This window comes from Exiguobacterium sp. ZWU0009 (genome assembly GCF_000798935.2).
Taxonomy (GTDB): domain Bacteria; phylum Bacillota; class Bacilli; order Exiguobacteriales; family Exiguobacteriaceae; genus Exiguobacterium_A; species Exiguobacterium_A acetylicum.
Genome location: NZ_CP018057.1, coordinates 1,506,765 through 1,518,772, shown reverse-complemented (window position 1 = coordinate 1,518,772; position 12,008 = coordinate 1,506,765). Strand labels below are relative to the sequence as shown.

Genomic DNA, 12,008 nt, shown 5'->3' with positions numbered 1-12,008 from the left:
AAATGGAACACTTAATTATGTTTTTAGCAGTAATTATCATATATCAAGTATTTGAAAGATAATTAGGGTATTATATAACTAATATAAGTATTTTATTTACCACTTTCCAACATCAGTGATGCCTCGTTCATCTAAGAGAGGAAAGGAATTTTCCCATGATTTTCATTACGGACTTTTCTTCACCGATCGGGCAGCTCGTCAGCCAACGTATGCGCACGGAAGAACAGCCTTTTTGCATCGGGGTATCCGATCCACAAGCTGCTTCCGAATTATACGGAGAGCATTTTGACTTTCGTCGATTCGATGTCCAGGATGCCTCGACGTTCGTAGAGGCACTCGCAGGATGCGATCAAATCTTTCTCGAATTTCCTGCAAACGCGGACTTGGAGACATTCGAATATTTTATTCATTATCTCAGACAGACTGCCCTGCAACACATCGTCTACCTCTCAGCCAAAGACGCTCTATCCCTCCCATTCACGCCACATCATCGTATTGAAGTCGTCATTCGCCAAACCGACATTCCCTACACGATCATTCGTCCTAGCTACTACATGCAGCATTTAAACATGTTCATGCGAGATATGTTACGAGATCATGCTCACCTCTTCGCACCGGCAGGAATTGGTAAGACGTGCATGATTGATGCCCGTGACGTAGCGACCGTCGTGATGACGTGTCTTGAAAACCCAGCCACTCACTTCAATAAAATCTATACGATCAGCGGTGAAGCGGCTTACAATTTTTACGAAGTCGCCCGGCTTCTCGGAGAAGAACTTGAAACAGAGATCATGTATACGAACCCGTCGATTGATTTTTTCCGGTCCTTTATGATGCAACATGGATTGTCTTACGAAGAAACCAATGAAATCATCAAACTTCATGTGCCGATCTTATTAGGTCTAGCGGATGAGACGGATAACCACTTTCTAGAACTAATTGGTGAACGACCGATCACCCTTCGGCAATATATAAAAGACCACCTATCCGATTGGGTAAATGAAGAGGAGGGCAAAGCATATGATTACTCATGAACGAGCACTGTTCGTTCGTCAATGCATCGTCGATTATTATCACCGGCTCGGCATTCATTGTCAGGTGACGATATTCACAGAGTACCCATTGCAATTGTTGCTCGACTTCGACTCTCGAAGAGTTGAACTGATTACGCCTCAACGGCGAAGCCTCTCCTGTCGGTACATTCGCGCACACCTCATTTCTGCTTTGATCACATTCGATGATTCCTACACGCATGTTTACATGACGAAAGCGCCCTTTTCCTCCATGACGCGATATTGCCTCTTGATTGTCTGATATCATCGTCAGTCAAAAATGAAAGGAGATGCGGTCGTGCGGTTGAAACGTGCTACGGAACATGGCTTACTGACATTACTTTTTTTGGCACACACCTCAAAATCGATGACACGAAGAGGAGAATACGTAAAGACGAGAGACATTTCGCTTCAATGTAACATCTCGTACGAGCATCTCACGAAGATTATTTCAATTTTAGGAAGAGCAGGTCTTTTACGAACCCATGCTGGACGAGAAGGCGGTGTTCAACTCCTCCCATTGAGTCATACTGTCCGGGTCGGAGATGTCGTCGCGTTATTCGAACGTCCGCTTTTTCCGGGAACGCGCTATCAGGTACGTGCGTTAGATCAACTATTAGATGTTGCACTGATTTCGTTCTTTAATACGCTCAATCAAGTTACGATAAAGCAATTAGCGGACGATTTACCACCTCACTTTTTCTTAGACATATCATGATTTACTTCTCATCAAACAGCAGTTCAGTCAAGTGTACAGGAAGGACGTTACACATGACGATTTTAGTAACAGGATTCACAGGAAACGTTGGACTAGCCGTCGGTCATGCAATGATGAAGCGACATATTCCCTTTCATGCGGCTGTCATCGACCCAGCAGCTGCTTCAGAGAAATTCGGCAATGCTTTTCACTATCGTCACCTGGACTACGCCGATATCTCAACGTTTTCACAAGCGTTAAAAGGCGTCGATCAACTCTTTTTGATGTATCCGTCCCAAGTATCAACACGACAGTTCCATCTCTTTCTGCGCTATTTGCGCTTCACCTCAGTCCGGCACATTGTTTATCTCTCGTTCAAGGATGTTCCAGTCTTTCCGCTGACACCTCACCATGCGATTGAAAAGATCATTCAAGAGACCGGCATCCCGTTTACGATCATCCGTCCCGGATACTACATGCAAAATTTGAATCTCTTCATGCGTGATGACATCCGTTTTCACGAGCAAATCGTTACGCCAGCTGGTCTTGGGAAGACAAGCATGATCGACATCCGGGATATCGCGACGTTCGTCATCCATTGCCTCGAACATCCTGCTCCCCATTTCAATCGTGTCTATACGTTGCATGGCGAGGAAGTTTTCGGTTTCCATGAGATCGCAAGTCTGATGACGCTACTCTTAGGAAAGACGATTCGTTACACGAACCCTTCGATTCCATTCTTCCAAATGAAGATGGTCCAAAAAGGATATCCGAAAAGCTACGTCAATGAAGTCATCATGTTACACCTCCCGATTAGTCTCGGACTCACGAAACGAACGAACCGTCAGTTCCGCGAGGTGACTGGTACCGAGCCGATTCCCCTAAGTCAATATATTCTCGATTATCAAGCCCACTGGGAGAAGCATTGATTCCTCCATTCTTCGTAAAAGGAACATGACTTCTTCAAGAAAAGCTGGATGATTCATCTTGAATCCCACTTAAATAACGAAATCTTTCCTATAGTAAAAAGAGTGTGATATCGCAAAAAAGATATCACTCTTTTTACTGTGCATAATTGAATCTCCTTAAAAAGTTAGAATATTACAAAAAATAGATAGTGGTACATAACCATATGACGTATACTTAATACTTAAAGATATAAGAATGATACATCGATTAGACACCTCTTATCATTTTTACCATTCCACTTCTATCGTCTGAATGAATGGATCTGATACTTACTGATGACTCTCTATCAACGGTTCCTCACGAAAGGATTTTTTCGATGCTTCATGCTATGGATCAATTCATTGTCAGTGTATCGTCACTACTGTTAATCCTGATCTCCAGTGCATTTTTCTTTCAATGGTTCAATCCCGTCAAGCCGAACTCTCAAGTATCATTCATTTGGTTTCACTCATTTTGTTCTCGAATGCTGCAAGTATTTGGATCCTTCTAAAAGCAATTGATCTTCATGGATTTTCCATCGATTTATCCATCCTATTTTTAATGGTCAGCCTCTACTATGGAGGACATCAAGTCGGACTAATCACGCTAGTGTCCTTGCAACTTTGTCAAGGTCTCTTTGTCTATCAGACGACTGACATTTGGCATGCTATGAGTTACGTTGTCACGTATGGAGTAGTCTTCTATGTCATCATACTTCTGAAAAAAAGAATGATCACCCAGTCAATCAGTTTTTTTGTTCTGCTTGCGGCGAGTCTCCTAATTTCCCTTCCTCTCATTTATTTCATAGAATCGACTTCACACATGAAGGAAACGAATACACTACAATTCATATTGATTCACTTCGGAGCGGGTATTTTAATCCATGCCTCTCTCGAAACGATACGTGCTCAATATGCCCGCTATCATCAAGCATGCCAGGAGGCAGGCATTGACGGGTTGACCGGTCTGTATAATCGCCGAAAACTTGAAGAATCTGTTCGACAACTGCTAAAAACAGAAACTCCTTTTTCGATCTTAATGCTTGACGTCGATCATTTTAAGCGTATCAATGATGTATATGGACACGATCAAGGCGATGCGATTCTTCGTCAAATCAGTAGATTATTACAAAACCATTGTCCGGACTCCGTCATTGTCGGTCGTTATGGAGGTGAAGAATTCATCATGGTCTGTCCAAACTTACAGTTATTCCGATCATATGACCTGGCTGAAGTCATTCGAGCAACTAGCTCGATTTATGACTATCAGATTAAGAACGAGCACCCTATTCAGATTACCGTATCGATTGGCTTAGCTTTTCATGAACAGTCTCATAACAAGAAAGAGAACCTGCAGGATATCGTTCAAGATGCTGATCGAGCACTCTATGAGGCGAAACGAAGAGGACGCAATCTTGTATGGTATAAACCTATGACACAGGTTGAGAAAAATGAGGGATAAATCTATATGTGGCGAAAACGTCAATTTCGAAAGAACCTACTCATCATCATTTTTGTTTAGTGATTCCATTCAATAAGAGAAGTGCCCTCTATGTTGATACCAAACCGATTGTTTGTCTCTTTAAAAGGTTTCGATGAATTGCGAACATCTAACCGTCACAAATAGAAACGTATGACTCATTCAAAATCTCTCTATCCATTTGAAGGGATTCAACAGTCTTTTGTGAAAAAAAACCATATAATTACTATTTATAGGTTTTATGATATTGATTTCTTAGAGAAAATACTTCTATTCTGAAATATGTTTTGATTGATTGTTTAGCTATACTGATTGCTACTTTATTTACTTTGAACCATTTTGTACCGAAGCTTACGACCCATAAGTCGAAATAAACATTAAGCCCATTTCGACTGTTCAAGATTCTTCTTGCTGGTTTAGTTTATTCAGTGCTCAATGTGCTGACATGATTTATGTCGATGCGCTACATGACTGAAAAAGTAAACCCGTCATCGTGTCACCAAACGACAAAATCCATCTCTCTTTTGATAGTGAACCATATATACTTCAAGTCGTACGATGGGATTTAAAAACAAAAAGTGAGCAGGTCTCATTAAAAAATGGCGTTTTCACCGCACCGTCTGCTCAAGGAACATACATCTATGGAATTCGTGCACGGTAGAACGAACGCGGTGACGGTCTATCCGCTTTTTTGATTCAAGTCCAATGAAACGCATCCCACTCAAACAGGAGATGAATAATCATGCGAAAAGATTTTCGTTTCTGGCTTCCCTTGCTTTCACTTGCCGTCTGTTTATTTAATGCTTTCGGTTACGATGACAAAAACATCTTGTTGTTTCTCACAAGCCCTGTTTTCTGGCTACTGGAGTCACGTTCCTTCCTCGGAACTTGGCTGGATTCCTTCCATATCCCGCTGTTCCTGATCTACATCCTGACTTTGATCAGTTGGTTCTTGATCGGGTTACTGATCGATGTCATTCTTTCTGTTTTGTTTAGACGATCTTCTAGACGCATCCATGATTAACTGAGGAGGAAAATACATATGGGACCAACCAACGATTTGTGGGTGTGGGTATTGTCCTATGCTTTCTTTTTCATCACGCTTATCAGTGCAATCTTCGTCGCGATCAAGCATCCAGCCTTGAGAAAAGCATCGATTCGAGCGATGTTAGCAATGCTTTTCATGTATGCATTATTCATTTGGAACTCCATGTACCGACTTGACATTACAGAATTCAGACATTTTTACGAAGGATTGACGACACTTCGACCGTGGGCATGGATGTGTGTCTTCTTGTTCGCCTACACATTAAAGTGGTGGTATCTCGTGTTTCTTCACACCCGTCGTCCGACTCCCTCTCCACATGATGTACAGCAATGACTTACGTTTCCGAAAACCTTTGAAGGAGCTATCCAATATGAAATTACATCGATTCGCAACCGTTTTTTGTCTCTCGACCGTCGTTTGGACGATAGCGGGTTGTTCCATAATAGAAGAACAAGCAACACCGCGTGTAGCACAAAAAAATGTCGCGCCATCTGAACAAGTGAACGTTTCATCCAAGAAAGCAACGACCGAAGCTACGAATCAGCATCCGGTCGAACTAGGAAAGCAGACAGAGCGCGTCACGTTAGGTCAAACGAAGACATACGACCTCTCTCCTTTACTAAGTAAACTCCACGTTTCATTCAATCCACAGTATTCTTATCATGACCAAATTTTCTACTTCGATCCACAAAAAAATAAGAGCACCATTTATACATACGATACAAAACGAAAGTATAACAAAATCGTCCTTGCGACGAAGAGTGCAATCCCGATGATGACGGGTACAGGTGAGTTTTTACTATGGGTCGAAACGGAACAGCCGACAAAGACCGGTGTGAAGTGGTCGATTCGCCAACTGAAGATTACGACGAATCAGGTGACGACACTTGATGCTGGCGAAAGTCGTTTCGATACGTCCCCGCCGCATATCGATGTCACGTCAACACGTGCGTCCTGGATCACGCAGGAAGCGACTGAACAAAAAACGATTTCCACGTTAAAGTCTTATTCGTTAAAAACCGGAAAGATCACGCCACTCCAGTCCTTCATTTTAAAAACAGGAAAAACACGAGATGGTCTGTTCACGTACGAGCACCGCGATAGCGATGACGGCGTGACCTTATACACGTCTCACTACAAAAACGGAAAGAACGTCCGAGTTCTCGAGACATTGGATGGTGCGTATAAAAAAGAGTTGTCCGGATTGATTGATTTCAGTCGTAGCGGCACCTATTTCGCTCTTGGAACAGAAGGAGACGCCATTTTCCAGCCCATCGGATTGGACCAAAAGACGCTGAACTATTCCGCTTCAAGTGCCCAGACGACGATTAGTGGCATTCGTTTTCTCTCGAACACACAAGTCATCTTCCGCGAAGGTATCAATCAGTTGATGTACGCGGACCTAAAAGCGAAGACGGTTGCTCCCCTGACGGACTTTGAAGAGTTGGTATCCCTTCCTCTTTACCAGGACGGTGTACTGGCGTATAGCATCACGAATGGAACGAAAACGACGTACCAAGTTGTAAACTTGAAAGTTTCAAATTAATAGACATAACGATAAAAAAGTTTTTTGGTCGTTTACACTAAGAGACTTAAAAAAACAATAAAGAACTAAAAATAAACCTAGATCTACTCAATTGAGAGATCTAGGTTTATTTTTAGTTCGTTACCGTACTAGGAACAATTTTTTAATTCTAAATGACATTAGAACATTATGTTAAATATAAATCTAATATATCCGATACTTATTTGAAAGCTATTTAAACATAAGGGAGGAACAATCTTTGCGTACAACTATAAGTTACCCCTTCCTTCTGTCCATCGGAATTGGTTTATTATTTTGGTATGGGAACCATTTTTTTGAAGGATCTGAACGGATGCGATTGGTTCTATTAAACACGGTCCAGTTGTTCGTAGGTATTTTAAGTACGAGTTGGATTATAAAAAGTTATTTTAAAAATGACTCTTCTAAACGTTTTTGGATGTTTTTAGGTCTTGGAACGAGTTTTTCCGCCCTTGGCACACTTGCTTGGATCATCTTACTTGTTAAGAATCATGTCATGGTTACACCGGACTTATCATCCTTAACTTGGGTCTGCTCCTACTTTTTCTACTTTGCTGCACTGTTAAATCAACTTTTGAATCAAACGAGAAAATTTTCAAATTCGGCATTCTTCTTTAATACAATGATTTATATGATAGCCGCGACTTCAATTAGTTATCATTACCTGCTTTATCCGCTCTATCAGATTAATCAGCAGTCTCTGTGGTACAGCGCCCATATATTTCTTTTCCAAATTGCAGATTTAGGAATTCTTTTTTTTATAATTACGCTATATTATTTAATTCTATTCAACAAACAAAATGTATATTTGACTTATTTGATCATCGGTTTATTTTTACAAGTCATCGGAGATATCACTTTTGCACAATTTACAATTAAGAACAGCTATATATCAGGTGGCAGTGTCGATTTGATTTGGACTATCGCATTACTATTTATCGGTTACACTGCTCGATATCATGAAAAAGAGCCAAGACAAGAAAGTATGATTGATCCATTTGCTCTTGATGTTTCAACAAAAAAAGAATTTATCTTTCCTTATTCGAGCATCTTGATCCTCTCCATCCTAATGATGCAAAGCTATGCTTGGAATTTAAATGCCTTAAGTACAGGATGGATCATGATTTTTCTTCTTATCATTATTAGACAAGCTTTTACTGTCATGAAAAATAGTGAATTATTAGCAGAATTAAACCAAATCGCATATATCGATCCATTAACGAGTCTAGGCAATCGTGCATCTTTTTTACTAGACACTAAAAATAGCCTCAAAGATGAACATGCACCGCTTGCCTTCATATTGCTTCAAGTAGAACGGATTCGAATGTACACAGATATTTTCGGGCATCATGTCGGGGAACAGATCATGAAAGAAGTATCTTTCCGCTTAAAACATGTATTGAAAGAGAATTTTAAAATGTATCGGTACAGTGAAGATGAGTTTATGATTGTGCTTCTAAAAACAGAGAAATCTAGTATCACTGTTGTGAATGAAAAGTTATTCATTCATCTTGCAGCGCCTATCCGTTTAAAGGAGTTAGAATTGAATATTGTAGCGCATAGTGGTGTCAGTGTATTTCCTGACCAAAGTTTGACGATCGAAGAAATACAGGCTCATACAGCTGAAGCTCTTTATCAAGCTAAACAGAATGGAAATTACACATTCGTTTACTATGGAACTGAACTACAATCCAACTTAGTACGAAAGCTTGAAATTGAATCATACTTACGAAATGCAATACGTGAGCAACAATTAAGTGTCTACTATCAACCTAAAGTCAATCTTCGTTCTGGGAGAATCATTGGTATGGAAGCATTGCTCCGTTGGCATCATCCAAAGTTCGGATGGATTTCACCAGCTGAGTTCATTCCAATCGCTGAAGAAGCTGGTCTGATCAATGAAATCGGGGAGTGGGTCCTATTCACTGCGACCTACCAAAGTAAACAACTTCAGCTTTTAGGATTCGAACCTTTGCTTCTATCGGTCAATGTTTCTGTTCTTCAATTCCAAAATCCAAACTTCTGTCAGCGTGTCATCGAGATTCTTGAAGAGACATCTCTTGACCCGCAGTGGCTCGAGCTTGAGATTACAGAGAGCATTGTTCAAAACATCAAAGAGAGCGTTTCGATTTTGCAATGTTTGAAGACCTCGCAGATTAAAACATCCATCGATGACTTCGGAACAGGGTATTCTTCCTTAAATGTACTCGAGCAACTTCCGATTGATACATTGAAAATCGATAAATCGTTCATCGATCGCCTGACTCCTAATCAAAAATCGCCTATGGTCAAGACGATCATCGAGCTTGGCTTGAATCTTAATTTAACCGTCGTAGCGGAAGGAATTGAAACGATTGAACAAAAAGAGGTTCTCACTTCCTATGGATGTACGATCGGTCAAGGCTACCTATTCTCACGCCCAATCGATTTTGCCGCATTTGTTACATTACTTCAAACACAAGATGTTTTGAAGACTACCTCTCTCTAAATTTTTTTAAAGTGCATGATGTAGATGACGTTTGATCGTTTATATCATGCACTTTATGATTGCGACTTATTTTTCTACCTTGTTCTTAAGGCGTTATTAGAAGATGCTTTGTCTGATAAGTCAGTATAGACCTGTTTTATAAACAAGTTCTTTTCAAAAAATAAGCTCATTGTATACTAAGTGAATATGATAAGAAGGAGTATATGAATAGCATGTTTAAACAACCTAAAAGTTTTATCCTAATCATTCTACTTTATGCGTTAGGCTATTATGGATGGATTTTCACTTTTTCTGATTCTCAATTCCTTGAAGCACTAGGGGGAAATATCTTTTCGATTGCAGGGTTGTTGATCGCCCTTCTCTACTTAAAGATTGCTATCAAATGGGCTGATTCAAATGATCGTAAGTTCTGGTTACTTATCGCTTTCGGCACCTTTTGTTATTTAGTCGCCGAATTGATTTGGTTTTTCACAGAAAGTATTTTCCACAAAAACGTGGCGTTTCCAGGATGGCCAGACGTGTTTTACATTCTTCAAGTCCTTTTCCTGCTTTACGCTTTGATATACAAAATTTTGAAGGATGCAGCAATACAGCAACGCATTTCATTCTTATTTGATGTCATGATCATTTTAGTCGTTGCGAGTACCTTTTCTTGGCACTTTTTAATCGAACCTATTCTGGATACGAGTGTGGCAACCATTAATGCTCTCATTGTTTCCTTAATCTATCCTTTAGGAGATTTGGGTATGTTAGTCGCCGCCTCCTTTTTATTTTTTAATCTTACGAGTAAAGATAAGAGTTTATCCATGTATCTCATTATCGCAGCCGTCACGATACAAGCAATCGCTGACTCTGTTTACTTGTATTTGATTGCTCAAGACACATACATCTCAGGTAGTTTAATTGACCCTCTGTTCATCATAGCAATGATCGTTTTAGCTTTTTCAGGTCTTCAACATCAGCCAAATACTATAAGTACAACGTTAACGACTCATCACGAAAAGTTAAATATTTTTCAAATGCTCACGCCTTATGGGGGAGTCTTGATTCTGTTCGTCTTCATGGGATTTCACTCGCGTAGTTTCGATATCGTGACAGTAGGTTCAGGACTTTCCATTTTACTCGTCATTACCCGGCAAGTCTTAATTATTATCGAGAATCATAAATTAGTCCGTCGCTACTACGATCAAGCACAAACGCTTGAATTAAGCGAAGAAAGGTATAAATCCTTGTTCGAATACCATCCAGATCCAGTGTATTCAACGGACCTTAAAGGTCAATTCGATAGTGCGAATACTGCCTGTAGCGATCTTCTCGGTGTCTCTAAAACTGACTTGATGGGTCAAGATAGCCTTCGCTATGTCAAAGATACACACCGGATGACGGTCGCGAAAGAATTAAAGGAAGTATTTAAAGGTATGCCACGAAGTTATGAGACCGTTGTTGAAAATGCATTGGGTTCCAGTATGTATATGAACATCACCAATGTTCCAATCATCGTCCAAAACGAAATTGTTGGAATCTTCGGTATCGGTAAAGATGTGACTGAAATAAAACGAAATGAACAACGTATTCAATACCTTGCCTATCATGATGCGCTGACAGGACTATTCAATCGGCTTGCGTTCGAAGAACGACTGTTAAAGCTCATTAAAAGTAATTCTCTTCATCCTTCATCAAATGTGTCTTTATTTTTCATGGACTTAAATCAATTTAAAGCAGTCAACGATACACTTGGACACGATATCGGTGATCAGTTATTGAAAGCTGTTGCTAGAAGACTACAATCATTCGAAACGGATTTTGACATGATGGCACGACAAGGCGGTGATGAATTTACATTACTTTTAAAGAATGTTAAATCATACGAACAACTTCATCGTATGGCAACTCAGTTGTTGAGCACGTTACAAGCACCTTATGAGATTGCCAATCATATGATTTCTTGTCCGCCAAGCATCGGTATCTCCTGCTATCCGACGGATGCCTCGAGTATGCTCGAGATGCTACAGCACGCTGATCTCGCCATGTATCGCGCAAAAGACATTCCCTCAGGAAGCTACGTTCTTTATAATGAACTTCAACATATGCCGAGTTAAAAAAACTTATTTGTCTTGGGTATTGACTCTTTACAATATGAAACCAGCACCTGATTATTTATCAGATGCTGGTTTTTATTAAATGATAGTACGTTTAAAGGAAATAAAAATAGTGGTTCGCTAATTAATCTTAAAATGTAAGGAGTATACAGTTATGAATGTAGATATTCATCAATTGTCCATCCATGAGACTCCTCCGATGGAGCTCTTGCTAGCGGCGGACCCGTCTCTGAAGTTAGTCGAAAACTATGTAAAAAGAGGTCATTGTTTCGTTGCTGAAAACAATGAACAATGGATCGGTGTATATGTACTTCTCCCGACAAGACCGCAAACAATCGAAATCGTAAATATCGCAGTGGACGAGTTGTACCAAGGAAAAGGTGTCGGGAAGGATCTTTTACGACATGCGATTAACACAGCTAAAACAATGGGATACACCACCATAGAGATCGGAACAGGCAATTCAAGCATTGGACAGTTAGCACTTTACCAAAAATGTGGATTCCGGATCGTCGGAATCGACATGAACTTTTTCTTGAGACACTATGAAGAGGAAATCATCGAAAATGGAATCCGGTGTACCGATATGATTCGATTATCCCAAGATCTATGAGAATATCAGCATCCTTTTAT

General features: G+C 40.2%; 11 protein-coding genes. All 11 read left to right on the top strand.

Going from position 1 to position 12,008, the window contains the following annotated elements:
* The first annotated feature begins 155 nt into the window (after positions 1 to 155).
* Positions 156 to 1,034 (top strand): NmrA family NAD(P)-binding protein, encoded by an 879-nt coding sequence (locus L985_RS07860; RefSeq protein WP_023468122.1) that lies wholly within the window; start codon positions 156 to 158, stop codon positions 1,032 to 1,034.
* Entirely contained in the window at positions 1,021 to 1,314 is a 294-nt protein-coding gene (locus L985_RS07855; RefSeq protein WP_047390517.1) for a hypothetical protein, read from the top strand. Before L985_RS07860 ends, L985_RS07855 begins: the two co-directional genes overlap by 14 nt.
* A 36-nt stretch (positions 1,315 to 1,350) precedes the next feature.
* Entirely contained in the window at positions 1,351 to 1,770 is a 420-nt protein-coding gene (locus L985_RS07850) for an RrF2 family transcriptional regulator (RefSeq protein ID WP_029341552.1), read from the top strand.
* A gap of 53 nt (positions 1,771 to 1,823) precedes the next feature.
* Complete coding sequence (locus L985_RS07845) at positions 1,824 to 2,678, top strand: NmrA family NAD(P)-binding protein (protein WP_029341551.1); 855 nt, start codon at positions 1,824 to 1,826, stop codon at positions 2,676 to 2,678.
* 841 nt (positions 2,679 to 3,519) lie between these two features.
* Positions 3,520 to 4,158, top strand: coding sequence for a GGDEF domain-containing protein (locus L985_RS16945; RefSeq protein WP_158513339.1), 639 nt, complete (start codon positions 3,520 to 3,522; stop codon positions 4,156 to 4,158).
* Between the two features lie 760 nt (positions 4,159 to 4,918).
* On the top strand, positions 4,919 to 5,200 hold the full coding sequence (locus L985_RS07830) for a hypothetical protein (RefSeq protein ID WP_029341549.1): 282 nt from the start codon (positions 4,919 to 4,921) through the stop codon (positions 5,198 to 5,200).
* Positions 5,201 to 5,218: 18 nt separating this feature from the next.
* A complete protein-coding gene (locus L985_RS07825; RefSeq protein ID WP_047390522.1) occupies positions 5,219 to 5,557 on the top strand; it encodes a hypothetical protein in 339 nt (112 codons plus the stop codon).
* 37 nt (positions 5,558 to 5,594) lie between these two features.
* A complete protein-coding gene (locus L985_RS07820) occupies positions 5,595 to 6,770 on the top strand; it encodes a hypothetical protein (protein WP_047390526.1) in 1,176 nt (391 codons plus the stop codon).
* Between the two features lie 361 nt (positions 6,771 to 7,131).
* Positions 7,132 to 9,276 (top strand): putative bifunctional diguanylate cyclase/phosphodiesterase, encoded by a 2,145-nt coding sequence (locus tag L985_RS07815; protein ID WP_158513338.1) that lies wholly within the window; start codon positions 7,132 to 7,134, stop codon positions 9,274 to 9,276.
* A 212-nt stretch (positions 9,277 to 9,488) separates the two neighbouring features.
* A complete protein-coding gene (locus L985_RS07810) occupies positions 9,489 to 11,375 on the top strand; it encodes a DUF4084 domain-containing protein (RefSeq protein WP_052169371.1) in 1,887 nt (628 codons plus the stop codon).
* 154 nt (positions 11,376 to 11,529) lie between these two features.
* Positions 11,530 to 11,988, top strand: coding sequence for a GNAT family N-acetyltransferase (locus tag L985_RS07805; RefSeq protein WP_047390532.1), 459 nt, complete (start codon positions 11,530 to 11,532; stop codon positions 11,986 to 11,988).
* Positions 11,989 to 12,008 lie beyond the last annotated feature (20 nt).

What these genes read in the sequence shown, in the direction of transcription:
- L985_RS07860 (WP_023468122.1), top strand. Translation starts at nt 156, where the DNA reads ATGATTTTCATTACGGACTTTTCTTCACCGATCGGGCAGCTCGTCAGC.
- L985_RS07855 (WP_047390517.1), top strand. Translation starts at nt 1,021, where the DNA reads ATGATTACTCATGAACGAGCACTGTTCGTTCGTCAATGCATCGTCGAT.
- L985_RS07845 (WP_029341551.1), top strand. Translation starts at nt 1,824, where the DNA reads ATGACGATTTTAGTAACAGGATTCACAGGAAACGTTGGACTAGCCGTC.
- L985_RS16945 (WP_158513339.1), top strand. Translation starts at nt 3,520, where the DNA reads ATGAAGGAAACGAATACACTACAATTCATATTGATTCACTTCGGAGCG.
- L985_RS07830 (WP_029341549.1), top strand. Translation starts at nt 4,919, where the DNA reads ATGCGAAAAGATTTTCGTTTCTGGCTTCCCTTGCTTTCACTTGCCGTC.
- L985_RS07825 (WP_047390522.1), top strand. Translation starts at nt 5,219, where the DNA reads ATGGGACCAACCAACGATTTGTGGGTGTGGGTATTGTCCTATGCTTTC.
- L985_RS07820 (WP_047390526.1), top strand. Translation starts at nt 5,595, where the DNA reads ATGAAATTACATCGATTCGCAACCGTTTTTTGTCTCTCGACCGTCGTT.
- L985_RS07810 (WP_052169371.1), top strand. Translation starts at nt 9,489, where the DNA reads ATGTTTAAACAACCTAAAAGTTTTATCCTAATCATTCTACTTTATGCG.
- L985_RS07805 (WP_047390532.1), top strand. Translation starts at nt 11,530, where the DNA reads ATGAATGTAGATATTCATCAATTGTCCATCCATGAGACTCCTCCGATG.